The following is a 25178-nucleotide window of genomic DNA, read 5'->3' on the forward strand; positions in this document are numbered from 1 at the left end:
TGACGTGGCACTGCCACAAGGCCGGGGCCGGATACGCTCACTTGCCGAGAATTTCCTTTTCTTTGAGGCCCACGGCGGCATCGATATCGGCGATGGTGGCATCCGTGATCTTTTGCACTTCGGTTTCAAAGCGCTTGCGTTCGTCTTCGCTGATTTCGCTCTTCTTTTCGTCGGCCTTCAGCATATCCATCCCGTCGCGACGCACGTTGCGTACGGCAATCCGGGCCTTTTCTGCATATTGGCTAGCGAGTTTGGCCAGTTCCTTGCGGCGCTCTTCCGTCATGTCCGGGATCGGCAGGCGGATATTCTGCCCATCGGTAATCGGATTGATGCCAAGGCCCGCATTGCGGATCGCCTTTTCAACCGGGGTCATGTTGGAACGGTCCCACACCTGCACCGACAACATGCGCGGTTCCGGCGCAGAGACAGTTGCGACCTGATTAAGCGGCATCATCGCGCCATAGACTTCCACCTGAATCGGATCGAGCAATGACGTATTGGCGCGGCCTGTGCGCAAGCCATTGAGGTCATGCTGCAAGCTTTCGACAGCGCCCTTCATCCGGCGTTCGAGATCAGCCTTATCATATTTGGCCATGATCAGTTCTCCTGTGTCTGGACGATAGTGGCGACACCCTCGCCGGCGAGAACGCTGGCAAGGTTGCCCTGTTCGCGGATGCTGAACACCACGATGGGAATATTGTTATCGCGGCACAAGGCCACGGCGCTCGCATCCATGACCTTCAGATCATCGGACAGCACGCGGTTGAAGCTGAGGCTTTCGTAGCGCTTGGCAGTCGGGTTCTTTTTCGGGTCGGCATCATAGACGCCATCCACGCTCGTGCCTTTGAACAGCGCATCACAGCCCATTTCGGCGGCGCGCAGAGCAGCGGCCGTATCGGTCGTGAAGAAAGGATTCCCGGTCCCTGCAGCGAAAATCACGATCCGCCCCTTCTCCATATGGCGCACCGCGCGGCGACGAATATAGGGTTCGCAGACGGTCGCCATCGGAATGGCGGACAGCACACGGGTATCGACGCCGATCTGTTCAAGCGCATTCTGCATCGCGAGCGCATTCATCACGGTCGCGAGCATGCCCATATAATCGGCGGAAGAGCGCTCAAACCCCTTGGCAGCGCCTGCCAGACCACGGAAAATATTGCCGCCACCGACGACGAGGCACACTTCATGCCCGGCATCGCGAGCCGCCTTCACTTCTTGCGCCATGCGGGCGACAGTCGCGGGATCGATCCCGAACTGTCCATCGCCCATCAGCACTTCGCCGGAGAGCTTCAGGAGGATGCGATGAAATCGGGGTCGAGTCATGATAATCCGTGATGTTACAAAGAAGACAAAGGCGGCGCGGACCCTAATCGACCCGCACCGCCCTGCCAAGCGTTATACTGCATCGTTCGGAAATGCCGGAACCGGTTTTCCGTAAAAACGATGCGATCTAGCGAAAATCAGATACCAGCGGCTGCCGCAACTTCTGCTGCGAAATCGCTTTCCTGCTTTTCAATGCCTTCGCCAAGCTGGAAGCGCACGAACGCCTTCAGCGTGATCGGGCTGCCGGCTTCCTTGCCAGCCTGCGCCACGACGTCAGCGATCTTGGTCTTGTTGTCCATCACGAACAACTGGCTGACCAGCGCATTTTCCTTGGCAAACTTGGCAATCGCGCCATCGACCATCTTGGCGACGATCTCAGCAGGCTTGCCCGAGGTCGATGCCTTTTCTTCGGCAATCGCACGTTCACGCGCCAGCATTTCCTGATCGAGGCCCGATTCATCGAGCGCCAGCGGATTGGCGGCGGCGATGTGCATCGCGAGCTGCTTACCAAGTGCATTGAGCGCATCGGCAGGCGCAGCGCTTTCCAGCGCGACGAGCACGCCGATCTTGCCGAGGCTCGGTGCAGCAGCATTGTGCACATAAGAGACGACAACGCCCTGATTGACTTCAAGCACAGCGCCACGACGCAGCGACTGGTTTTCACCAATGGTCGCGATGTTCGAGGTCAGCACTTCCTGTACGGTGCCGCCAGTCGGATAGGCTGCGGTGGCGAGCGCTTCGACGCTGCCATCGGTGCCGAGCGCGATTTCGGTCACGTTGCGTACAAAAGCCTGGAACTGATCGTTCTTGGCGACGAAATCGGTTTCCGAGTTCACTTCAACAACGGCACCCTTATTGCCGCTGACGGCAACGCCGACCAGACCTTCGGCAGCCACGCGGCCAGCCTTTTTAGCGGCAGCAGCAAGCCCCTTGGTGCGCAGCCAGTCAACAGCGGCTTCCATGTCGCCATTGTTTTCGGACAATGCCTTTTTGCAGTCCATCATGCCGGCGCCCGTGCGTTCACGGAGTTCCTTCACCGAAGCAGCGGTAATTTCTGCCATGTCTTTCATCCTTTCACGATGACAAAGCGCCCCGACTATTAGCCGGGGCACCTGTAATGTCGTTCAATAAACGCCGAACATGTCCGGCGCGTGATACTCGAAGCGTAGTTAAATCATCAGGCCCGAATCATCAGGCCCAAAGACTTATGCTTCAACCGGCGGCTCGATCATGGCGCCAAGGTCTTCACCGCGCGCCGCGCGGCCACCCTGATCGCCCTTGCTCGCGGCAGCGGCAATGGCATCGCAATACAGCTTGATCGCGCGCGCAGCGTCATCGTTCGCAGGAACCGGGAAAGCAATGCCATCCGGGCTGACGTTCGAATCGACGATGGCGACGACCGGAATACCAAGAACATTGGCTTCCTTGATCGCGAGTTCTTCCTTGTTGGCGTCGATCACGAACATCACGTCCGGAATGCCGCCCATGTCGCGGATGCCGCCGAGCGACAGCTCAAGCTTGTCGCGTTCGCGGGTGAGCTGAAGGATTTCCTTCTTGGTCAGACCGTGGGTCGAACCGGAAAGCTGCTCTTCCATCTGCTTGAGACGCTTGATCGAACCGGAAATGGTCTTCCAGTTGGTCAGCATGCCGCCGAGCCAGCGATGGTTGACGAAATGCTGGCCAGAAGCACGCGCAGCTTCAGCGATCGGGCCTTGGGCCTGACGCTTGGTGCCGACGAACAACACCTTGCCACCACGGGCAACGGTCTGGTTGACGAAGTCGAGCGCGCGCGCGAACAGCGGCACGGTCTGCGACAGGTCTAAAATATGCACGCCGTTACGATCTCCGAAGATGTAAGGCTTCATCTTCGGGTTCCAACGGTGGGTCTGGTGGCCGAAATGGGCACCCGCTTCGATCAATTGCTGAATGGTGACGACTGGAGCCGCCATGGTCTTTCTCCTTCCGGTTGTACCTCTGCGTGACAGTGACGAAGGGCGAACCCCGCGCACCGGTATGTGCGTCACGCATGTGGAATGAGCGGCCCCTAGCCGCGAATCGTCACTCAAGTCAAGTCGATCACTTTTTGTTCTTGACATTGGAACATGAGGGGAACATGTTGCATGGAACAAACCGAGGCCAAACAGGCTGCCTTTCGATAAGGGGTTCGAACAATGACCGTTCTGCATTTGCTGTCGATGTTGAGTTCTGTGCTTACCCTTGGCCTCGCACTCGCTGTGCTGGTGGCCGAACTGTCGATCGCTTGGTCGCGGATGACTGGCCCTGCCGCAGGTAGCATGCCGACATTGCGCGGCGATTTCCGGACGGCGCGGTCAAACAACGCCGCCCCGGAAAACATTATTCGTCGCCGGGCAGTTCAGTCGCATTACCCGTCATGGCCCGACGCCGCTTGATCTTGGCATAGCTGCTCATGCTGAATGGGATCATCAGCAGATACAGCGCCGAAATGGCCAGCAGCGTCGCCCATGGCTCACTGATGAGCATGGCGCAGGCAATGCCGACCAACAAAATGGCGGGGAGCCGCAAATCACGGCGCAGGCGGAGCGAACTCCAACTGAAGGTCGCGAAATTGGAAATCATCAGCAACGCGACCAGCAAGGTCCAAGGCGCGACAATCCAAGGCGCGCGGGCCAGCGGTTCGCCGGTCACGTCCCAGATATACAAGGGCACGAACATCAGACCCGCGCCCGCAGGTGCCGGTACGCCGGTCAGAAAACCGGCTGATTTATGCGGCTGGTCCTTGATGTCGATCTGGGCATTGAAACGCGCAAGGCGCAAGGCGCAGCACACCGCATAGCCAAGGGCGAAGAACCAGCCGATGCGCGGCACATCCTTCAGCGCCCAAAGATACACGATCAGCGCGGGCGATACGCCAAAGGAAATGGCGTCGGACAGTGAATCAAGCTCTGCCCCGAACCGGCTTTCACCCTTCAACATGCGGGCAACCCGACCGTCGAGACCGTCGAGCACCCCTGCCCCGATAATACAGGCCATCGCCATCGGCCAATTGCCGGCAATCGCAAAGCGCACGCCGGTCAGGCCAAAGCACAATGCCGCAGCGGTAATGGCATTGGCCGGGACAGATCGGAGCGGCAGGCCCGCAAGCCGACGTTCGCCATTGGACATTATTGCGCGACCCCGGTCGGCGGCTGATATTCGCCGATCTTCGCCAGAACGGTTTCACCCGCAATCGTCCGCTGGCCGACGACGACATTCGCGCCCGTCCCTTCCGGCAGAAAGACATCGACGCGGCTGCCAAAGCGAATGAGGCCGACGCGTTGGCCTGCGGCGATCACATCGCCCGCCTTGACGAACGGCACGATCCGGCGCGCAACCAGACCGGCGATCTGGGTGAAGCCGATGCGCAGGCCATTGGCCGATTCGACGAGAATATGCTGACGCTCATTTTCTTCGCTCGCCTTGTCGAGATCGGCGTTGAGGAATTTACCCGGAATATAGACCACGCGGCGGACGGTGCCGCCAATCGCGGTGCGATTGATATGCACGTCGAACACGCTCATGAAAATCGAGATGCGGGTCATCATCGCATCGCCAAGCCCTTCTGGGCCACTGAGTTCAGCAGGCGGCGCACAGGCGATAATCTGGGTAATCAGCCCGTCGGCAGGCGCAATGATCAGATTGTCACCCTTGGGCGTGACGCGGATCGGATCGCGGAAAAAAGTCAGAATCCAGATGGTCAGGCCGACCATCGGCCATGCCAGTGTTTCCCATGCGAATAGTCCCAGCAACAAGGCGATGCCGCCCGAGATGAGCGCAAACTTGCGCCCTTCGGGATGGACGGTGGGAAAACGCCAACGGGCGCTGGCGACATGGCCTTCGGCAGGGCGAAGATCGGGATCGATATGATTGGACATAGCCGCGGTTCATACGCCGGACCCTGCAATGTGGCAATGTTGCCATGGCCCTAATCATGGCAACAGATCAATTTGACTGGTTGATCATCAGGCAAGACCGCCCTAGATGCGAATGTCAAACCACTTAATCACTCCCCAGATGAAAGATCGTCATGGCCAAAATCAAGGTAAAAACCCCGCTCGTCGAGATTGATGGCGACGAGATGACCCGGATTATCTGGCAGTGGATTCGCGAACGGCTGATCCTGCCTTATCTCGATATTGACCTGCTCTATTTTGATCTGAGCATCGAAAAGCGCGACGAAACCAACGACCAGATCACCGTTGATTCCGCCAAGGCCATTCAGAAATATGGCGTCGGCGTTAAGTGCGCGACGATCACCCCGGACGAAGATCGGGTGAAGGAATTCTCGCTCAAGAAAATGTGGAAGTCGCCAAACGGCACGATCCGCAACATCCTTGGCGGCGTGGTGTTCCGCGAACCGATCGTGATCAAGAACGTTCCCCGCTTGGTCCCGGGCTGGACCGATCCGATTGTCGTCGGTCGCCATGCATTCGGCGATCAATATCGCGCCACGGACTTCCTCGTGCCAAGCGCTGGCAAGCTGAAGATGGTCTGGGAAGGCGAAAATGGCGAACGTATCGAGGAAGAGGTGTTCAATTACCCCTCCGCCGGTGTTGCCATGGGCATGTACAATCTTGACGATTCGATCCGCGATTTTGCCCGCGCATCGTTGAACTATGGCCTCGCCCGTGGCTGGCCGGTGTATTTGTCGACTAAGAACACGATTTTGAAGGCCTATGATGGCCGCTTCAAGGATCTGTTCGAAGAAATCTATCAGGCCGAATTCAAGGACAAATTTGCCGCCATCGGCATCACCTATGAACATCGCCTGATCGATGACATGGTTGCAAGCGCGCTCAAATGGTCGGGCAAGTTCGTTTGGGCATGCAAGAACTATGATGGCGACGTGCAATCGGATACAGTCGCGCAGGGCTTTGGCTCGCTGGGCCTGATGACTTCCGTGCTGATGACGCCGGATGGCAAGACGATCGAAGCGGAAGCCGCACACGGCACCGTGACCCGCCATTATCGCATGCACCAGCAGGGCAAGCAGACCTCGACCAACCCGATTGCGTCGATCTTTGCATGGACCGGCGGTCTGAAATATCGCGGCATCTTCGACGAAACACCGGAAGTGACGCGCTTTGCTGAAACGCTGGAACGCGTCTGCATCGCCACCGTGGAAAGCGGCGCGATGACCAAGGATCTCGCGCTCCTGATCGGGCCGGATCAGCCTTGGATGACGACCGAACAGTTCTTCGAAGCCATTCGCGTCAATCTCGAAACCGAAATGGCGAACTGGAACTAATATTATCGGGTCAGCCATTCAGGCTGACTGATAATGGAAATACGCCGTAAAGGCATGAGGGGTCGGTCTACCGTATAGGTAGGCCGGCCCTTTTTCGTTCACATCGCCGCGACACCAAATTGTCACAATATCCTAGATGCAAAACATGCAGTCATAATTGCCATTTAATAATCAAAAGTGGAGTTGCATCCGATTGCATCAAGGTATAGCGCGTATCACATGAACAACTGCGAGCAATGTGTCGTCCGGAACAGGGCGATTTGTGCCGGGCTGACAGCTGCCGAACTGGATGTGCTTTCCCAATTGGGGCGCAAACAGCAGGTGTCGCGCGGTCAAACGCTCGTTTGGGAAGGCGATGAGGCCTTGTTGGTGGCGAATGTCATCAAAGGTGTTCTGAAGCTCGGCATTTCGATGCCCGATGGCCGCGAACAGATCGTAGGCGTGGTGTTTCCGTCCGACTTTATTGGCCGTCCGTTTGGCCAGCAGAGCGAACACAGCGTGACTGCGCTGACCGATGCAGAAGTGTGCGTATTCCCGCGCAAATCGTTTGATGATTTCGCGCGCTTGCACCCCGATCTTGAACATAAATTGCTGCAACGCACCCTGAGCGAACTCGACCGTGCGCGCGGCTGGATGCTGATGCTGGGCCGCAAGACCGCGAGCGAAAAAATCGCGACCTTCCTGCTCGAATTGGGCGACCGACTGAATGATAGCGGCTGCCAGCAATCCGATAATGTTATCAGCCGGTTCGAACTGCCGGTCGACCGCCAACAAATGGGCGATGTGCTGGGTCTCACCATTGAAACGGTGAGCCGCCAACTGACCAAATTGAAAAGCAGCGGCATGATCGATTTGCCCGATCGCCGCAGCGTCATCATCAAAGATCGTGAGCGACTGCAAAATCTAGCCAGTGCGTGTTGACCTAGGTCAATGCGGCCACCGGACAGGTAGCGCAGGGCAAACGGGAAACCGATGCTAATTGCGAATTTGTTCGGGGGACAACATGGAATCGTTATTATTAAGGTCCGGCGCCTGGTTCGGCGTTGCGCTCCTTGCGCTTGTCGCATTCATACAGACGACCGAACCCGCTTATGCCGTGCATATGGCCATCATTGGCGTCACCGCGCTGTTGGTCATGTGGGTCGGCATGGCCAAGACCGATTATCTCGCTGTGCTGAACGGCTGGATCAAAGCACCTGTCGATGAAAGTCGTTACGACGATGATCTGATCCGCTGGGGAGTCATTCTGACCGTTTTCTGGGGATGTGTCGGCTTTCTTGTCGGCTTGTTCATCGCATCGCAATTGGCATTCCCTGCCCTGAACCTCAATCTGGAATACACGACTTTTGGCCGTTTGCGGCCATTGCATACATCGGCGGTGATTTTCGCCTTTGGCGGTACGGCGCTCATTACCACGAGCTATTATATCGTGCAGCGCACCTGCCGGGCGCGGCTGGCGTTTCCGTCGCTCGCGCGATTTGTGTTCTGGGGCTATCAGTTCTTCATCCTGCTGGCCGCCACGGGCTATGTCTTGGGCATTACGCAGGGCAAGGAATATGCAGAGCCTGAATGGTATGTCGATCTCTGGTTGACGGTCGTTTGGGTAGCCTATCTGGCGGTTTTCGTGGGCACGATCGTCAAGCGCAGCGAACCGCATATCTATGTGGCGAACTGGTTCCTGCTGTCGTTCATCATCACCGTGGCCATGCTCCATGTGGTGAACAATCTGTCGATGCCGATTTCGCTCTACAGCTCGAAATCCTACAGCCTGTTCGCAGGCGTGCAGAGCGCCCTCACCCAATGGTGGTATGGCCATAATGCGGTCGGTTTCTTCCTGACGGCAGGCTTTCTTGGCATGATGTATTATTTCGTGCCCAAGCAGGCGGAACGTCCGGTCTATTCCTACCGCCTGTCGATCATCCACTTCTGGTCGATTATCTTCCTCTATATCTGGGCTGGTCCGCACCATTTGCATTACACGGCGCTGCCGGACTGGGCGCAGACATTGGGCATGGTCTTTTCGATCATGCTGTGGATGCCGAGCTGGGGCGGCATGATCAACGGCCTGATGACCCTGAACGGGGCATGGGACAAGATCCGCACCGATCCGATCATCCGCATGATGGTCATGGCACTCGCCTTTTACGGCATGTCGACCTTTGAAGGGCCGATGATGTCGATCAAGGCCGTCAACAGCCTGTCGCATTATACCGACTGGACCATTGGCCATGTGCATAGCGGCGCATTGGGCTGGAACGGGATGATCACCTTCGGCGCGCTCTATTATATGACGCCACGGCTGTGGAATCGCGACCGGCTCTATTCGCTGCGGATGGTCAATTGGCACTTCTGGCTCGCGACCTTGGGGATCGTCCTTTACGCATCCTCGATGTGGGTTGCCGGGATCATGCAGGGCCTGATGTGGCGCGAATATGGGGCCGATGGCTATCTCGTCTATGCCTTTTCGGAAGTCGTGAGCGCCATGTTCCCGATGTATCTGATCCGGGCAGCGGGTGGCGTGATGTACTTGGGCGGCGCCCTCATCATGGCCTATAATATCGCGATGACCATCGCGGGCAAATACCGCGAGGAAGCCCCGATGACAGAGACGCCGTATGATCCTGCGAAGGACCGTCCGGTTGTGCCGGCAGTGGCTGCTGCTGTGGCTGGCGAATAAGGAAAGCATCATGGCGAACATCTTTTCCGATCATAAAAAACTGGAACGTAACGTCAGCCTGCTGGGTCTCCTTGCGCTTGTCGTGGTTACCATTGGCGGCATTGTGGAAATTGCCCCGTTGTTCTGGATCGACTCCACCATCGAGAAGGTGAAGGGCATGCGTCCTTATACCCCGCTCGAACTGGCGGGCCGGAACATCTACATCCGCGAGGGCTGCTATAATTGCCACAGCCAAATGATCCGTCCGTTCCGCGATGAAGTGGAGCGTTACGGCCATTACAGCCTTGCGGCTGAAAGCATGTACGACCACCCGTTCCAATGGGGGTCGAAGCGCACCGGGCCGGATCTGGCCCGTGTGGGCGGGCGCTATTCGGATGAATGGCATGTCCAGCATCTGAAAGACCCGCGCAGCGTGGTGCCGGTATCGATCATGCCGGGCTATGCCTTTCTGGCCGAGCGCGAGCTTTCGGCAGAAGGCATCGAGAACGACCTGATCGCCAATAGCCGCGTCGGCGTGCCTTATTCCAAGGACATGATCGCCAATGCGCGCGCGGACTTCATCGCGCAGGCAGATCCGGACGCAAGCCCGGTAGATCTGCAAAAGCGTTATCCGAAGGCGCAGGCCCGCGATTATGACGGCGATCCCAAGAAGATCACCGACATGGATGCGCTGGTTGCCTATCTTCAGATGATCGGCACGTTGGTCGATTTCCAGGCGGCGGCGGCGCAGGAGCAGGCGAAGTGAGCAATTATGACGCCCTGCGTCATTTCGCGGACAGCTGGGGGCTGGTCTTCATGGGGGTGACTTTTCTCACCCTCATCGGCTGGTCCCTGCGTCCTCAGGCAAAGGCGCTGCATGACGATGCCGCCAATTTGATATTCGACAAGGATCACGACAATGGCTGACCAAAGGCGCATTGACGAACCGACCGGCACGGAAACTGTCGGCCATGAATGGGATGGGATCGAGGAACTCGACACCCCGATGCCACGCTGGTGGCTTTGGACTTTCTATATCTGCATCGCTTGGGCGATTGGCTATACGGTTCTGTATCCGGCATGGCCGATGCTGAACAGCGCGACCGCAGGCACCTTTGGGTGGAGCAGCCGAGGTCAGCTCGACAAGGAAATGAAGGCGGAACAGGATCGCACCGCGCCGATCCGCACGGCGATTGACGCAACCCCGATCGAAGAATTGAGCAACCGTCCGGAATTGCTCAAGGCCGCGATTGCCGGTGGTCAGGCCGCATTCAAGGTTCATTGCGTCCAGTGCCACGGTTCTGGTGCCGCTGGTTCCAAAGGCTATCCGAATTTGAATGACGATGATTGGTTGTGGGGTGGCGATATTGCATCGATCCATTACACGCTGACTCATGGTATTCGTCAGCCGGAGCATGACCTCACGCGCTTCTCGCAAATGCCTGCATTCGGGCGTGATGGTATTCTCCAGCCCGGCGACATCAATGATGTCACGGCCTATGTACGCACCATCTCGGGCCAACAGCCAGCCAATGCCGCCAGCAAGCGCGGCAGCGCTGTCTTTGCTGCCAATTGCGTCGCCTGTCACAATGCGGACGGCAAAGGCAATCGTGACTTTGGCGCGCCCAATCTGACCGATGCGATCTGGCTATATGGCGGTGATGCGACGGCGATTGCCCAGACCGTAACCAATAGCCGCTATGGCGTGATGCCGGCTTGGGGCGCGCGCCTTGATCCGACCACGGTCAAAATGCTGGCGACCTATGTCCACAGCCTTGGCGGCGGTGAAGCACTGCCTGCTGCCTCCAATGCCGCAGCGGCTGCTGCATCAACGGCTGATGCCGGGAATACGCAGGAAGTAAATGTCGCAGCAAAATAAGGTGCCGGAGGTGGAGGAAGAACTCCACCTCTATGCCAAAAGAAAAGCCGTCTACCCGAAAGCGGTAGACGGCATTTTCCGTCGCCTGAAATGGCTGATCATGGCCGTCACATTGACGATTTATTATGTGACGCCATGGCTGCGCTGGGATCGTGGCCACTATGCGCCCGATCAGGCGGTGTTGGTCGATCTCGCCCATCGCCGCTTTTTCATGTTCTCGATCGAAATCTGGCCGCATGAATTTTATTATGTGGCGGGTTTGTTGATCATGGCCGGGATCGGCCTGTTTCTCCTCACCTCGGCGGTGGGGCGCGCATGGTGCGGCTATGCCTGTCCGCAGACGGTCTGGACCGATCTGTTCATCCATGTCGAACGCTTTATCGATGGCGATCGCAATGCCCAGATCAAGCTCGCCAACGCGTCCTGGGGACCTGAAAAGCTCGCCAAGCGGCTGTTGAAACATGCCATCTGGCTGTTGATTGCGGTGATGACCGGCGGCGCGTGGATTTTCTACTTCGCCGATGCCCCCACCCTGCTCCACAGCTTTATCCGGGGCGATGCGCCGTTTATCGCTTATGCCACGGTCGGCGTGCTGACCGCGACGACCTACACATTCGGCGGGATCATGCGCGAACAGGTGTGCATTTATATGTGCCCGTGGCCGCGCATCCAGACTGCGATGATGGACGAAAAATCGCTGGCCGTGACCTATAAGGACTGGCGCGGCGAACCGCGTAGTCGCGGCGTCAAAAAGGCGCTGGAAGAAGGTCTTCAGACCGGCGACTGCATCGATTGCAACCAATGTGTGCAGGTCTGCCCGACCGGGATCGACATTCGCGAAGGGCCGCAAATCGGCTGCATCACCTGTGCCTTGTGCATTGATGCCTGTGACAAGGTCATGGTGCAGATCGGCAAGCCGCGCGGACTGATCGATTATATCACCCTGTTGGATGCCGAAGAGGAAGCCAAGGGCCATCCCCGCATGGCGATCCGCAAGCGGCTGTTCCGCCCGCGGACCTTGATCTATTTCACCATCTGGACGGCGATTGGCGCGGCGATGCTGTTCAGCCTAGGCGAGCGCACCCGCATCGACATCAGCGTGTTGAAGGATCGCAATCCGGTGTTCGTCACCTTGTCGGATGGGGCGACCCGCAATGCCTTTACCGTCAAGATTCGAAATATGGAGGCGCGGCCTCGCCAAGTTGAAATCGGGCTGCTCGGCATCGATAGCGCGACAATCTGGGCGGAACCGGGCGAACGCGATACCGCCCAGCGGACTGTCCAGATGCTGCTGCCCCCCGATAGCGTCGCCAAGACACGGATTTATGCCGTGAGCGCGGCCAAATCACCGGCGCGGGAGGAGTTTTCCTTCACGGTTCGCGCGCTTGACAAGGAGGGCGGCTCCGATAGCGAAAAGGTCACATTCGACCGGCCTGAAGGACAATGAGATGACGGAAAACAGCGTGAAACGGCAGTTTACCGGATGGCATATGACGGCCATTCTTGTGTCCTTCTTTCTGGTGGTGATCACGGTCAACATGGTGATGGCGCGTTTTGCCATTGCCACCTTTGGCGGGACGGTCGTCGATAATAGCTATGTCGCCAGTCAGGAGTTCAACCGCTGGCTGGATGACGCCGCCGCGCAACGCAAGGCCGGTTGGGCCGCGACCATTTCGCTGGATCAGGATCGGCGGGTCGCAACCCTGCTCACCCGGCCCAAGGGACCGGAAGCGACATTGAGCCTGACGGCAGTCGCCACCCATGTGCTGGGCCGCGAGGCCCCGGTGACGTTGGTGCTGTTTCCTGTGGGCAAGGATATGTGGCGCTCGACCAAGCCCTTGCCAAAGGGTCGATGGGAAGTGCGGGTCGAGGCCGTGCATACCGATAGCCGCGCCCGCTTTCAAAAGGTGCTGGGATGAATATCGCCCGCCCGCTCTCGGCTGATCTACCATTGGATGAGACCATCCTGTCTGTGCCGGGGATGCGGTGCGCGGGCTGCATCTCCAAGATCGAGCGCGGGCTGGCGAATATGGATGGCATTGCCACCGCTCGCGTCAATTTCACCGCCAAACGGGTAACAATCAATCACCTGCCCGATCTCAGCCTGCCCGACATTCAGACGGCGTTGAGCGGGATCGGTTTTGACAGCCAGCCCTTATCGGTTGAACTGACAAGGCAGGATCAGGACAGCACGGCCCTGTTAAAGGCAATGGCGGTCGCCGGTTTTGCCGCGATGAACATCATGCTGCTGTCGGTGTCGATCTGGTCGGGTGCCACGGGCGCGACCCGCGATATGTTCCACTGGCTATCGGCGCTGATCGCCATTCCGACCGTGGCCTATGCGGGCCAGCCCTTCTTTCACTCGGCCATCAAGGTGTTGCGTCATGGCCGGACCAATATGGATGTGCCGATTTCCATCGGGGTTGGCCTCACCACCTTGATGAGCCTTTATGAAACCGCGACTGGCGGGCATCATGCGTGGTTCGATGGCGCGGTGATGCTGCTGTTTTTCCTGCTGACCGGGCGCTGGCTCGATAGCGTGATGCGGGATCGCGCGCGTGACGGGGTGACGGCGTTGCTGCAGCATCGTTCCGCCGGGGCGTGGACGCTCGACAATGATGGCCGCGCGGTCTGGACCGATGCCGCGAATGTGCAGCCCGGCATGGTCATGCTGGTGGCACTGGGCGAACGGCTGGCGGCGGATGGCGTGATTATCAAGGGCTACACCCGGATCGATATGAGCCTGATGACCGGCGAATTCGCGCCGGAGCCGCATCGCATGGGCGATAAGGTGCTGGCCGGCACGCTCAACCTCGATGCGCCGATTGAAGTCGAAATCACGGCGGTCGGCAATGATACGACCATCGCCGATATTGCGCGGATGATGGAGGATGCGGGGCAAGGCAAGTCGCGTTATGTCCGGCTCGCGGATCGGGCGGCGCGTTATTATGCGCCTGCCGTTCACACCTTGGCGGCGGGCAGCGCGATTGGCTGGCTGATCGCGGGGGCGAACCTGCATCAGGCCTTATTGATCGCCGTCGCGGTGTTGCTCATCACCTGTCCTTGCGCCTTGGGCCTTGCCGTGCCGGTCGCGCAGATCGTGTCGGCGGGCGCCTTGATGAAGCGCGGAATATTGCTGAAGGACGGGTCGGCGCTCGAACGCCTGTCAGAGGTCGACTGCGTCATGCTCGACAAGACCGGCACATTGACCTTGGGCCGTCCGACCCCGCAGAATCTCGATGATTTTACGCCCCAAGAACTGGGCATCGCCCTCGCCCTTGCGCGGACCAGCCGCCATGTTCTCTCCAATGCCCTCGCCCGTGCGATTGATGCGCGCGGCATATCGGCGTTGTCACTCGATGACGTGCGCGAAGAGGCGGGCAAAGGTGTCTTTGCGGTCTGGCAGGGGGAAAAGGTCCGGCTTGTTCGTCCTGAACAACAGACAAGCGGCAACAACGCTACCAGCGACATCGCCAGCGCCCTGATCATTGGTGAAGGCGCAGAAAAGCTGATCCGCTTCACCGATGCGCTGCGCCCCGATGCCGCCGACACCTTAAGCCAATTGCAGGACTTGGGGCTGGAGAGCAGCATTATTTCGGGCGACCGGATGGACGCGGTGGCACCGGTGGCCCGGGCTTTGGGCCTGACGGCGATGGCAGGGCTGCATCCGCAGGAAAAACTCGATGCGATCATGCGGCTGCGGGATGCGGGTAAAAAAGTGCTGATGGTCGGCGACGGCATCAACGACGGCCCTGCCCTTGCGGCGGGCCATGCCTCTATCGCGCCGGCTTCGGCCAGCGATGTCGGCCAGCAGGCGGCGGACCTTGTGTTTGTCGGCGATGGCCTGACCCCGATTCCGCTCGCCATTCGCGCCGCGCGCAAGACGATGAAGATCGTGCGCGAAAATCTGATGCTCGCGATTGGCTATAATGTCATTGCCGTACCGATGGCGATTGCGGGCATGGTCACGCCATTGATTGCCGCGCTGGCGATGTCGGGATCGTCGCTGTTGGTGATCGGCAATGCGCTGCGGCTGAACCGGATTGATCGATGACCGGCCTCGGATTCCTGATCCCGGTGGCATTACTGCTCGGCCTTGCCGCGCTGGCGGCGTTCTTTTGGGCCTTGCGCGCGGGCCAGTTCGATGATCTCGACGGGGCCTCGCTGCGTATCCTGATCGATGAGGATGATGAGCCCGTCGGCAAGGACACTCCACCCAAGGCATAAGTCGCTTGGGTGCTTTGTCGGATGGCCTGCGTTTATTCCACGCCTGCCCTGCATCTCATCCGCGCATAAAAAAACGGGGTCAGTTGCCTGACCCCGTTAGGTGGAGGAGCTTGTTAGAATGGGGGGTTAGAGCTTGAAGCCCAGACCGACACCCACGATCACCGGATTGATATCAACCTTGCCGAGCTTGACGCCGTCGACATAAGCATTGGTGCTGAGACCGATGTACTTGACGTCGAGGTTGAGGAAAACATTGCTGGTCAGGTCGAAATCGACGCCAGCCTGTGCAGCCCAACCGATATTGTCGTGCAGGTCGATCTTGCTGACGCCCAACGCCGTCTTGCCCACATCGGTCATCTTTTCATTGTAGAAGATCGTGTAGTTGACGCCCGCGCCGACATAAGGACGCACCTTGCCTTCCGGGTTGAGATGATATTGCGCGGTCAACGTCGGCGGCAACAGGCTGGCATGGGCCAGATCGGCACCGGTCACGCCCACGGTGTGGCGGGTGGTGGCGGCGATCAGTTCGAAACCGATGTTGTTGGTCGCCATATAGGTCACGTCGACTTCCGGCGTGATCGCATTGTCGATCTTGATGTCTGCAACGCCATCAATGCCCTTTTCGTTGGAAATGGCATCAATCGCACGGACACGGACGAGAATATCGCCAGCAGCAGCGGCGGCAGGAGCAGCATAAGCAAGAACAACAGCAGCGCCCAACAGGGCCTTCGAAGCGTAATTCACATCATTCTCCATGTTTCGCAAAGGCCAAATCCCCATTTGCCGCCGCATGTCCGAATATTGCCGCCTCTTCCTCCCGGAACGAGACATATCGGCATTTCGATCATATGGCGTGCCAACCCCGGTAATCGGCGCTGGCGGCCCCTGACGAAGACCTCTCTAGGCGGGGTTGAATGCGCACTCCTTGACCTAAGCCAATTTATTTCTTGATCCGGATCAATGATATTGGAGGCCTTAATCCTGCATTTGGCGATGAATGTGGACCTATCACCCTCACCTTCTGGAACAGCCGGTCCCCCGTTACACCAGCTATCCGACCGCGGCAGAGTTCAGCGATGCTGTGGGGCCGGATGAGATGTGCCGGGCGCTTGGCCTAATAGGGGAAAAGGACAGGCTCTCGCTTTATGTCCACATTCCATATTGTCAGGAAATCTGCTGGTATTGCGGCTGCAATACGGGCGTGGCGAACCGTCCACAGCGTCTTGCCCATTATCTCGAAGCGCTGGATCTGGAGATTGGCCTGATCGCGCAACGATTGGGCGGGCGCGGTCAAGTGTCGCATATCGCCTTTGGTGGTGGCAGTCCGAATGCGATCAAGCCGATCGATTTCGTGCGGCTGGTAGATCGGCTCGTCACCGCGTTTCGCATTGCCCGCCCGATTGTCTCGGTCGAACTCGATCCGCGCGGATTTACGCCTGAATGGGCGCAGGTGCTGTCCTTGACCGGGGTGAACCGGGTCAGCCTTGGGGTGCAAAGCTTTTCGCCAGCAGTACAGGCCGCAATTGGCCGAGTGCAGCCGACCGATCTGATCGAGAATTGCGTTGCGCAATTACGTGGGCGGCAGATCGACAACATCAATTTCGATCTGATGTATGGCCTGCCCGGACAAGATGATGCGATCCTGCTCGATACGCTGAGCGAGGCAGTGCGGCTGAAGGCAACGACCATTTCGTTATTCGGCTATGCCCATGTCCCCCATCTGATCCCGCGCCAGCGTCGGATTGATGCGACCGCCCTGCCCGATGTGCGCGCGCGGTTCGATCAGGCGGCAAAGGGCCATGCGTTCCTGCTGGAGGCTGGCTATGTGCCGGTCGGGTTCGATCATTATGCTCTGCCCGGGTCGCCTTTGGCATTGGCGCAGAAAGACGGCACGCTGCGGCGTAACTTCCAAGGCTTTACCGCCGATCCGCATGATAGCCTGATCGGCATTGGCGCAACCGCGATCAGCAGCTTTCCGGGCCTTCTCGCCCAAAATGAAAAGAATACAGGGCGTTATCGCATGCTGGTATCGGCGGGTCGCTTGCCCGCATCGAGAGGCATACTCCGCAGCCCGGAAGATCAGCGCCGTGGCCATGTGATCGAACAGATATTGTGCTTTGGCCGGGCGAATATCGCGCCGCTCGGCGATACGCCGGGCTATCGCCACTTATTGGAACGCCATGAAGCGCTGGGTCTTATTCGTTGGGAAGGTGATCAACTGATCCTCTCGCCGGAAGCCCGCCCCTATGCCCGCACCATTGCGGTGGTGTTCGATAAATGGCGGCAAGCGACGACGATGCAATTCAGCCATGCGATCTGAATCTAAATGGTGGCGTGCGCCCGAGGCACTGGCATTGTTGAGTCTCACGCTCGCGCCGATTGCGCCTGCCATGGCCCAGATGCCAAATATCATGATGGTCACGATCTGCACCGGTGGGGAAACGCGGATGATGGCGATCAAACTCCATCGCGACCCAGCGGAAAAGAGCGATGATTGTCCGCGCGTCTGCCATGCGATTTGCGACCGCAAGCGTCATGACGGGTGCGACGAAGAATAAGCACCGCCACCGTCGATAATCGAAATTCCACGCCTCACCACTTGCAAACCCGGAATTTATGCCGCAGCGTCCGATTAGAGGACGGGTCAACATGCGCACTTATCTCGTTGTTATTGATGAAACGCCGGAAGCACGGGTCGCCCTGCGCTTCGCATCGCGGCGCGCGATCAAGACCAATGGCAATGTGATCATCGTCGCCATGGTCCCGCGTCCGGAGTTCGTGCAATGGGGCGGTGTACAGGCCGCAATGGAGGCTGAGGCCGTGGAGCGGGTCGAGGGCTTGCTGGCAGATGCGGCTGGTGAATTGACGAGCGACCACGGGCTGCAACCGGAAATTCTTGTCCGCAAGGGTGAACCGACCGCCATTATCCACAGTATATTACAAGAATATCCGGCGATTTGCGCGCTGGTGCTGGGCGCTGCGCCGACGGGCAAGCCCGGACCTTTGGTCAGCCATTTTTCCGGCACGGATGTGGGCCAGTTGCGTTGCCCGGTGATGATTATTCCCGGATCTCTCGATGATGCCAGCATTGATGAATTGAGTTGAATGCACCGGTGTTGCGCCGGTTGAATAATGTGTCTTGCTTAACAAAGGGGGCAGTATGAGCCGCAACTACGATATCGCCGAATTAAAGCGTCTGGACGTTGCCCATCACCTGCCCGCCCAGCAGGATTACAAGCTGATCGAAGACATGGGCGGTAGCCGGATCATCACCCGCGCCGATGGCTGCTACATTCATGACGGCGATGGTAATCGCATCTTGGACGGCATGTCGGGCCTGTGGTGTGTCAATATCGGCTATGGCCGGACGGAGCTGGCGGATGTCGCGGCAGAACAGATGCGCGAGCTGCCATATTACAATACCTTCTTCAAAACGGTGACGCCGCCTGCGGTGCTGCTGGCCACGAAGATTTCGAGCCTGACAGGCGACCGCCTGCCCCATATTTTCTTTAACTCTTCGGGGTCGGAAGCCAATGACACCGTGTTTCGCATGGTCCGCCATTATTGGAAGTTGAAGGGCGAACCGAAGCGCACGATCTTCATTTCGCGCCACAATGCCTATCATGGCTCGACCGTTGCAGGCGTCAGCCTTGGCGGGATGAAGGCGATGCACGCCCAAGGCGATTTGCCGATCCCCGGCGTCGAACATGTGCGCCAGCCTTATTGGTTCAATGAGGGCCGTGACATGGACCCCATCGCCTTTGGCCAGCTTTGCGCCTCGGCGATTGAAGAGCGGATCATCGCGGTCGGCCCCGAAAATGTCGCGGCCTTTATCGGCGAACCCGTGCAAGGCGCAGGCGGGGTCATCATCCCGCCCTCCGGTTATTGGCAGGCGGTCGAGGCGATCTGCCGGAAATACGGCATCTTGCTGGTGGCGGATGAGGTGATTTGCGGTTTTGGCCGGACGGGCAACTGGTTTGGTCATCAAACCCTTGGTTTCAGCCCGGACATCATCTCGATGGCGAAGGGGCTGTCCTCCGGTTATATGCCGATTTCCGCCAATGCCGTGTCGAAGGAAATCGTCGATGTGCTGAAAACCGGCGGCGATTTCGTCCATGGCTATACCTATTCCGGCCATCCGGTCGCCGCGGCAGTCGCCTTGCGTAATATCGAGATCATGGAGCGCGAGCATCTGATCGAACGGGTGCGGGACGATGTCGGGCCTTATCTGGCGAACGCGCTGGCGACGCTGAACGACCATCCATTGGTGGGTGAAGCGCGGTCCTTGGGGTTGATCGGCGCGGTGGAAATCGTCTCCGACAAGGAAACAGGCGCGCGATTTGGCGGAAAAGAAGGTAATGCCGGACCGATCGTGCGCGATCTGTGCATCGCCAATGGGCTGATGGTTCGGGCGATCCGCGATTCGATTGTGTTGTGTCCGCCGCTCATCATTTCGCATGAACAAGTCGACTCGTTAATCGAGATTATAAGATCATCGCTTGACGAAGCGCAGGAGGTTCTTGCACGATAGAGTTGTTAATCAGACGCTAACCTTATTGATGTCATAATGGCAGCATCACTTGAGAAGGGGCTTTGATCATGAGCGAGCATCAAGGACAGGACGTTGGCAATCTGATGATTTCGGAATTGCGCGAGTTCGCAAGCTTTTCGCCTGCGGCCCAGCGCTATATCCGTCGCTCGCTCGATGTGGCGTTCGAACGCCATGATGCCATTCAAACCTGGTCGCGCGACATGGTCGAACAGGTCAGCATCAAGGTGCAGACTCGTTATTACAGCGACCTGCCCGAATTGCGGCACATGATCCCGACCGATGCAGCGATTGACCATCATGGCCCGTTCTTTGCAGCAATGCTGAAACTCGCGGCGTTCGACCTTGGTCAAGGGCGCATCAATTCATTTGGCGCGTTCCGCTTTTTATATGAACGCCTGCTCGGCGCGGCGGTCAGGCCTTGGTTGCCATCCGCCTTTTGCGGCGCAGCGGCGATGCCGCATCTCGACCCCGAACGTCGGCGCGATTTGTTGCAGTCGATCAGCGAAGCCGCCGCGACCGCCCATGGCTGGTCATCGCGCGAACCGAGCTTTTTCCCGGAATGGGTGGAAAAGATCGAAGCTTGAAGCCTGGTGCAGCAATTAAAAGCACCGGGCGGACTGTCGCTTACTTGTAGATGTCATATTGGACGCCCAAATGAGCGTCATGTTCTTGTCAGGCAATGATTGGTGTAATCGCGCGGCGGTGGTGATCGGCATATTGCTGGTGATCTCATCGCCGCTGGTTGGCCTGTTGCCCGGTCCGGGTGGTGTCGTCGTGCTGGCACTAGGTCTTGGCTTGATATTGCGCAGCTCCAGACGTGCCCGCAAACTCTATGTGCGATTCCGTCGTCGCTGGCCGCGATATGGCCGGTTCACCGAAATGGCGCTCCGAACAGCACGGCGAAAGCGGCTTAAGCGTCAATTACGCGATAAAAATGAACCGGAGTGATTGACTTGGGGACCGGTTTTGCCTATCCGCGCGGCTTCAACGGCTACCTCTTAAGGCGGTGGCCCGCATTATTTGCTACTGATCGAGGATTGACCAATGAAGCGTACCTTCCAACCGAGCCGCCTCGTGCGCAAGCGTCGTCACGGCTTCCGCAGCCGCACGGCTACTGTTGGCGGTCGCAAGGTCCTGCGTGCGCGTCGCGCCCGTGGCCGCAAGTCGCTGTCCGCCTGAGCGAGACCCGCATCGCGTCAATCCCGAAGCGCGCGGACTTTCTCCGCGCCAATTCGGGGCTGCGTGCGCCTATGCCGGGTTTCGTGCTCTTGGCACGTGACCGCAACGATCAGGACCAGTCGATCCGGCTTGGCCTGACGGTGACCAAAAAAATCGGCAACGCCGTCGTGCGCAACCGCATGCGACGGCGTTTTCGTGCGCTTGCGCAATCGCTGATGCCCGAACTCGGACGGCCCGGACATGATTATGTCCTGATCGGTCGCGCGGGCGGTATTGAGCGCGATTTCGACAATCTGGAACAGGAATTGCGCAAGGCATTGCGCAAGCTATCGCGTTGATCACGCGACTGTTCGTTCTATTGGCCAAGGGGTGGCAAAAAGGCCCATCGGCCATTCTGCCCCCTAGCTGTCGCTTCGCCCCGTCATGTTCGGCCTATGCAATCGAGGCATGGACGCGCTATGGGGCGTTCAAAGGTAGCTGGTTGGCGTTACGACGCATCCTGCGCTGTCATCCATTTGGCGGGTCCGGTTATGATCCCGTTCCATGATCTGGGGGAAGTAAAGTGAACGATCAGCGCAACATGATCCTGGCGATCGTGCTGTCTGCCTTTGTGCTGTTTGGCTGGGGCATGGCCTCTGACAAATTGTTTCCGCAGCACAAGGCCGCGCCCCAAGCTTCCGCGCCTGTAACCGCACCACAGGCCACCCCCTTGCCCGGCGCTGTTGCGACGGCTGCATCGGACACATTACGTAATCGCACAGTCGTGTTGGCGGCAACGCCCCGCGTGAAGATTGACACCCCGCGTCTGGCCGGTTCGATCAACCTTGTCGGCGCGCGCATCGATGATCTGGTGCTGCGCAACTATAAGGAAACGATCAAGAAGGATTCGGCAGATGTCCGCCTCTTGTCGCCATCTGGCGCGCAGTCGGCCTATTTCGCGGAATTCGGCTGGCTCGGCGAAGGCTTCAAACGCCCTGATTCCACATCGGTCTGGACGGCGGACAAGCAGGTGCTGACCCCGGATAGCCCGGTTACGCTGACCCATGACAATGGGGCCGGCCAATTATTCTCTATCGTCGTCTCGATCGACAAGAACTTCATGTTCGATCTCAAGCAGAGCGTCGCCAACCAGTCCGCTGGCACCATCGCCATTCGCAGCTTTGCGCTATTGAGCCGCGCAGGCCATTCGCCCGATCAATCGACCTGGACTCACCATGCAGGGCCGATGGCCGTGTTTAATGGCGCGGCCAATTACGACCTTGATTATAAGGAAATGGATAAGGGCGAGACGCTCAGCAAAAATTCAACCGGCGGTTGGCTCGGCTATACCGACAAATATTGGCTGACCGCGCTCATCCCGAACCAGCAGGCCAATGTGGCCGGTCGCTTCACCTTGAGCGGTCCGGAACGTTATCAGGCCGACATCACCCCTGCCGCCCCGACATTATTGGGCGCCGGCAAGGTGCTGACCAATGAAACCCGCTTCTTTGCGGGTGCCAAGGAAATCAGCCTGTTGGAAAGCTACCAGAACGAAGGCGGCGTCACGCAGTTTGACAAAGCGATCGACTGGGGCTGGTTCTATTGGTTTGAAAAGCCGATTTTCTACACGCTCGATTGGCTGTTCCGCATGGTCGGCAATTTCGGCGTCGCGATTATCGTGCTGACCTTCATCATCCGTGGCCTGATGTTCCCGGTCGCCCAACGCCAGTTCCGCTCGATGGCGGCAATGCGCGTGCTGCAACCGAAGGTGAAGCAGTTGCAGGAGCGCTTCAAGGACGACAAGGCAACCTTGCAGCAGGAAATGATGGCGCTGTACCAGAAGGAAAAGGTCAATCCTTTCGCTGGCTGCATGCCGATCTTCATTCAGGTGCCGGTGTTCTATGCCTTGTACAAGGTGCTCACGCTGACGATTGAAATGCGGCACCAGCCTTTTGCATTGTGGCTGCATGATTTGTCTGCGCCGGACCCGTTGACCCCGCTCAACCTGTTTGGCCTGCTCGATTTCACCCCGCCCGCCTTTATGGCGCTGGGCGTGTTACCGATCCTGTTGGGCATCACCATGTATTTGCAGTTCAAACTGAACCCCGCGCCGATGGACCCTGTCCAACAGCAGGTATTCAGCCTGATGCCGTGGATTCTGATGTTCGTCATGGCACCATTTGCGGCCGGGTTGCAGCTCTATTGGGTGGTCAGCAACGTCTTCACCATCGCCCAGCAGAAATTCCTCTATTCCCGTTATCCGGGTATCAAGGTTGAATCCGAGAAACCGGCTTCAGAGAAAACGGTCGAAGGGAAAGCGCGTTGAACAACGCCGACGAATACCGCCTCGAATTTGCGCGCAAGCTCTTTTCGGGGCCGGTAACATTCCTGAAATCAGCCCCTGCGCTTGAGTTTCTGCCCGACCCATCGGTGCCGGAAGTGGCCTTTGCGGGCAGATCGAATGTTGGCAAATCGTCGTTGCTCAATAAACTGACCAACCGCAATTCGCTGGCGCGGACCTCGGTCACGCCGGGGCGGACGCAGGAGCTGAACTATTTCGATGTGGGCGAACCGGCGCAGTTTCGCCTCGTCGATATGCCGGGCTATGGCTATGCCAAGGCACCGAAAGACATCGTCCGCAAATGGAAGTTCCTCGTGAACGACTATTTGCGTGGCCGTGCTGTGTTGAAGCGCGCCTTGGTCCTGATCGACAGCCGTCACGGGATCAAGCCGGTCGATGTCGAACTGATGGACATGCTGGACAAGGCGGCGGTCAATTATCAGATCGTGATGACCAAGGCCGACAAGATCAAGCCAAGCGCATTGGAGGCGGTGCTGGATGCGACCCGCGCCATCGCCCGCAAGCATGTTGCCGCCCATCCGGATATCATCGTGACATCGAGCGAAACCAGCCAAGGCATGGCCGAATTGCGCGCGGCGGTGCTGGACGCGATTGCCTGATCCTTTGGGCTTATGGGCGGATATTGCTTCCGCCCATTGGCCTTGGTCGTTAAGCTGCGGCTGATATGACAAGCGAGCTTTCCCTGATCGAGTCCCTGCGCGCCCTCGCCACCCATGACGGCGCACGCGGGCTGGAAGATGATGCGGCGGTTCTCCCCTTCCCCATTGGCCGCGATCTTGTCCTGACCAAGGACATGATGATCGAAGGTGTGCATTTCCTCCCCCAAGACCCGCCCGGCGACGTCGCGTGGAAGCTGGTAGCCGTCAACTTGTCTGACCTCGCCGCCAAGGGCGCAACGCCCTTTGGGGTGCTGACCGGCTATGCGCTGAGCGGATCGGATGATTGGGATCGGGAGTTTGTCGCAGGGCTTGGTCGCGCGCTCACTCATTTCGGCGTGCCATTATTGGGGGGGGATACCGTCCGCATGCCCAACGCCGCGCCGCGTGCCTTGTCCTTGACCGCGCTTGGTCATGTCCTGCCCGGACAAGCCCCTGACCGCCGCGCTGCCATGCCGGGCGACCTTTTATGGGTATCCGGCACCATTGGCGATGCTGGTGCGGGCCTTAAGATTGCGCAGAACTGCGATGGCCCCCGCGCCCTGTTGAAACGGTTTCGCCTGCCGATGCCCCGACTGCGGCTCGGTAAGTTGCTGGCGCCGCATGTGCATGCGATGATGGATGTGTCGGATGGCCTGTTGATCGATGCCGAACGGATCGCAACGGCAAGCGGCCTAGGCCTGTCGATCCGTCTGGAGGCAGTGCCGATTTCTTTGCCATTACTGGAATGGGCAGGCGATGATCGCGAAGCCCGTTTGACGGCAGCAACGGCGGGCGATGATTATGAACTGCTCTTCACCGCCCCGCCAGCAATGACGCAAATGTTGAATGAATTGGCCGAAACGGCGCGTATCGGCATTAGCTGCGTAGGCGAATTGCATGAGAGCCACGGCCTGCAATTGACGCATCATGGCGAAAACCTGCCCCTTCCCGATCGGTTGGGTTATTTGCACCAGAGCGATTTCGAGTGAAATAGCACCTTTCGCGGCGTGGAAATCGCAGCGAACTCCCACACGCTTGTAATTAATTATAATCGCTTCATACTCCGCCCCACAGCGCGGTCTTCTGCAACCCGCGCCGAGACACAAGCAGGGGAAAG

At 58.5% G+C, this 25178-nt stretch carries 30 protein-coding genes; 23 read left to right on the forward strand and 7 right to left on the reverse strand.

Going from position 1 to position 25178, the window contains the following annotated elements; genetic code table 11:
• Positions 1-37 precede the first annotated feature (37 nt).
• The 4 genes from frr to rpsB form a co-directional block, all read right to left on the reverse strand.
• A complete protein-coding gene (gene frr / locus K6117_RS01445) occupies positions 38-595 on the reverse strand; it encodes a ribosome recycling factor (RefSeq protein WP_221791991.1) in 558 nt (185 codons plus the stop codon).
• Between the two features lie 2 nt (positions 596-597).
• The gene (gene pyrH / locus K6117_RS01450; protein ID WP_221791992.1) at positions 598-1323 is read right to left on the reverse strand and encodes a UMP kinase; all 726 of its coding nucleotides are present in this window, start codon (positions 1321-1323) and stop codon (positions 598-600) included.
• Between the two features lie 137 nt (positions 1324-1460).
• A complete protein-coding gene (tsf, locus tag K6117_RS01455; protein ID WP_221791993.1) occupies positions 1461-2384 on the reverse strand; it encodes a translation elongation factor Ts in 924 nt (307 codons plus the stop codon).
• Positions 2385-2528: 144 nt separating this feature from the next.
• Complete coding sequence (rpsB, locus tag K6117_RS01460) at positions 2529-3272, reverse strand: 30S ribosomal protein S2 (protein ID WP_221791994.1); 744 nt, start codon at positions 3270-3272, stop codon at positions 2529-2531.
• Positions 3273-3494: 222 nt separating this feature from the next.
• Here rpsB and K6117_RS01465 point away from each other — a divergent pair, with 222 nt between their 5' ends.
• Positions 3495-3734, forward strand: coding sequence for a hypothetical protein (locus K6117_RS01465; RefSeq protein WP_221791995.1), 240 nt, complete (start codon positions 3495-3497; stop codon positions 3732-3734).
• Here the strand turns inward: K6117_RS01465 and K6117_RS01470 are convergent.
• Both K6117_RS01470 and K6117_RS01475 read right to left on the reverse strand, forming a co-directional pair.
• Positions 3679-4467 (reverse strand): CDP-alcohol phosphatidyltransferase family protein, encoded by a 789-nt coding sequence (locus K6117_RS01470; RefSeq protein ID WP_221791996.1) that lies wholly within the window; start codon positions 4465-4467, stop codon positions 3679-3681. The two genes, K6117_RS01465 and K6117_RS01470, sit on opposite strands and share 56 nt — an antisense overlap.
• A complete protein-coding gene (locus tag K6117_RS01475; protein WP_221791997.1) occupies positions 4467-5216 on the reverse strand; it encodes a phosphatidylserine decarboxylase in 750 nt (249 codons plus the stop codon). The genes K6117_RS01470 and K6117_RS01475 overlap by 1 nt, the downstream gene beginning before the upstream one ends.
• 152 nt (positions 5217-5368) lie before the next feature.
• Here K6117_RS01475 and K6117_RS01480 point away from each other — a divergent pair, with 152 nt between their 5' ends.
• The 10 genes from K6117_RS01480 (at position 5369) to ccoS (ending at position 15351) form a co-directional block, all read left to right on the forward strand.
• Positions 5369-6589, forward strand: coding sequence for an NADP-dependent isocitrate dehydrogenase (locus K6117_RS01480; protein WP_221791998.1), 1221 nt, complete (start codon positions 5369-5371; stop codon positions 6587-6589).
• 219 nt (positions 6590-6808) lie between these two features.
• A complete protein-coding gene (locus tag K6117_RS01485; RefSeq protein WP_221791999.1) occupies positions 6809-7510 on the forward strand; it encodes a Crp/Fnr family transcriptional regulator in 702 nt (233 codons plus the stop codon).
• A gap of 82 nt (positions 7511-7592) precedes the next feature.
• Complete coding sequence (gene ccoN / locus K6117_RS01490) at positions 7593-9266, forward strand: cytochrome-c oxidase, cbb3-type subunit I (RefSeq protein ID WP_221792000.1); 1674 nt, start codon at positions 7593-7595, stop codon at positions 9264-9266.
• A gap of 10 nt (positions 9267-9276) precedes the next feature.
• Positions 9277-10011 (forward strand): cytochrome-c oxidase, cbb3-type subunit II, encoded by a 735-nt coding sequence (gene ccoO, locus K6117_RS01495; protein WP_221792001.1) that lies wholly within the window; start codon positions 9277-9279, stop codon positions 10009-10011.
• Positions 10008-10172, forward strand: a complete 165-nt coding sequence (locus K6117_RS01500) for a cbb3-type cytochrome c oxidase subunit 3 (protein ID WP_221792002.1) — start codon at positions 10008-10010, stop codon at positions 10170-10172. Before ccoO ends, K6117_RS01500 begins: the two co-directional genes overlap by 4 nt.
• Positions 10165-11124: a cytochrome-c oxidase, cbb3-type subunit III gene (gene ccoP, locus K6117_RS01505; protein ID WP_221792003.1), complete on the forward strand. Its 960-nt coding sequence runs from the start codon at positions 10165-10167 to the stop codon at positions 11122-11124. Before K6117_RS01500 ends, ccoP begins: the two co-directional genes overlap by 8 nt.
• A complete protein-coding gene (ccoG, locus tag K6117_RS01510; protein WP_221792004.1) occupies positions 11108-12571 on the forward strand; it encodes a cytochrome c oxidase accessory protein CcoG in 1464 nt (487 codons plus the stop codon). The genes ccoP and ccoG overlap by 17 nt, the downstream gene beginning before the upstream one ends.
• A 1-nt stretch (position 12572) precedes the next feature.
• On the forward strand, positions 12573-13043 hold the full coding sequence (locus K6117_RS01515) for a FixH family protein (protein ID WP_221792005.1): 471 nt from the start codon (positions 12573-12575) through the stop codon (positions 13041-13043).
• Positions 13040-15178, forward strand: a complete 2139-nt coding sequence (locus K6117_RS01520) for a heavy metal translocating P-type ATPase (protein ID WP_221792006.1) — start codon at positions 13040-13042, stop codon at positions 15176-15178. Before K6117_RS01515 ends, K6117_RS01520 begins: the two co-directional genes overlap by 4 nt.
• Entirely contained in the window at positions 15175-15351 is a 177-nt protein-coding gene (gene ccoS, locus K6117_RS01525) for a cbb3-type cytochrome oxidase assembly protein CcoS (RefSeq protein ID WP_221792007.1), read from the forward strand. Before K6117_RS01520 ends, ccoS begins: the two co-directional genes overlap by 4 nt.
• A 126-nt stretch (positions 15352-15477) precedes the next feature.
• On the opposite strand, the gene K6117_RS01530 is transcribed toward ccoS, so the two are convergent.
• Positions 15478-16095, reverse strand: a complete 618-nt coding sequence (locus tag K6117_RS01530; RefSeq protein WP_343211724.1) for an OmpW/AlkL family protein — start codon at positions 16093-16095, stop codon at positions 15478-15480.
• A 253-nt stretch (positions 16096-16348) separates the two neighbouring features.
• Between K6117_RS01530 and hemN the strand changes: the two genes are divergently transcribed.
• The 12 genes from hemN (at position 16349) to thiL (ending at position 25050) form a co-directional block, all read left to right on the forward strand.
• On the forward strand, positions 16349-17671 hold the full coding sequence (hemN, locus tag K6117_RS01535; RefSeq protein ID WP_221792009.1) for an oxygen-independent coproporphyrinogen III oxidase: 1323 nt from the start codon (positions 16349-16351) through the stop codon (positions 17669-17671).
• The gene (locus K6117_RS01540; protein WP_221792010.1) at positions 17661-17909 is read left to right on the forward strand and encodes a hypothetical protein; all 249 of its coding nucleotides are present in this window, start codon (positions 17661-17663) and stop codon (positions 17907-17909) included. The genes hemN and K6117_RS01540 overlap by 11 nt, the downstream gene beginning before the upstream one ends.
• Before the next feature lie 91 nt (positions 17910-18000).
• Positions 18001-18456 (forward strand): universal stress protein, encoded by a 456-nt coding sequence (locus tag K6117_RS01545; protein WP_221792011.1) that lies wholly within the window; start codon positions 18001-18003, stop codon positions 18454-18456.
• Between the two features lie 55 nt (positions 18457-18511).
• Entirely contained in the window at positions 18512-19882 is a 1371-nt protein-coding gene (locus K6117_RS01550) for an aspartate aminotransferase family protein (RefSeq protein ID WP_221792012.1), read from the forward strand.
• A gap of 68 nt (positions 19883-19950) precedes the next feature.
• Positions 19951-20487, forward strand: a complete 537-nt coding sequence (locus K6117_RS01555; RefSeq protein WP_221792013.1) for a hypothetical protein — start codon at positions 19951-19953, stop codon at positions 20485-20487.
• Between the two features lie 70 nt (positions 20488-20557).
• Positions 20558-20851, forward strand: a complete 294-nt coding sequence (locus K6117_RS01560; RefSeq protein ID WP_221792014.1) for a hypothetical protein — start codon at positions 20558-20560, stop codon at positions 20849-20851.
• Between the two features lie 96 nt (positions 20852-20947).
• Positions 20948-21082, forward strand: coding sequence for a 50S ribosomal protein L34 (rpmH, locus tag K6117_RS01565; protein WP_221792810.1), 135 nt, complete (start codon positions 20948-20950; stop codon positions 21080-21082).
• A gap of 20 nt (positions 21083-21102) precedes the next feature.
• Complete coding sequence (gene rnpA, locus K6117_RS01570) at positions 21103-21420, forward strand: ribonuclease P protein component (protein ID WP_221792811.1); 318 nt, start codon at positions 21103-21105, stop codon at positions 21418-21420.
• Positions 21417-21629: a membrane protein insertion efficiency factor YidD gene (gene yidD, locus K6117_RS01575; RefSeq protein WP_221792015.1), complete on the forward strand. Its 213-nt coding sequence runs from the start codon at positions 21417-21419 to the stop codon at positions 21627-21629. Before rnpA ends, yidD begins: the two co-directional genes overlap by 4 nt.
• Before the next feature lie 15 nt (positions 21630-21644).
• The gene (gene yidC, locus K6117_RS01580; protein ID WP_221792016.1) at positions 21645-23387 is read left to right on the forward strand and encodes a membrane protein insertase YidC; all 1743 of its coding nucleotides are present in this window, start codon (positions 21645-21647) and stop codon (positions 23385-23387) included.
• Entirely contained in the window at positions 23384-24022 is a 639-nt protein-coding gene (gene yihA, locus K6117_RS01585) for a ribosome biogenesis GTP-binding protein YihA/YsxC (RefSeq protein ID WP_221792017.1), read from the forward strand. The genes yidC and yihA overlap by 4 nt, the downstream gene beginning before the upstream one ends.
• Before the next feature lie 65 nt (positions 24023-24087).
• Positions 24088-25050 carry a thiamine-phosphate kinase gene (thiL, locus tag K6117_RS01590; RefSeq protein WP_221792018.1) on the forward strand — a complete coding sequence of 321 codons (963 nt, stop codon included), beginning with the start codon at positions 24088-24090 and terminating at the stop codon, positions 25048-25050.
• Positions 25051-25178: the final 128 nt, after the last annotated feature.

Source organism: Alteraquisediminimonas sediminicola (genome assembly GCF_019740335.1).
In the GTDB taxonomy this organism is placed as follows: Bacteria; Pseudomonadota; Alphaproteobacteria; order Sphingomonadales; family Sphingomonadaceae; genus Alteraquisediminimonas; species Alteraquisediminimonas sediminicola.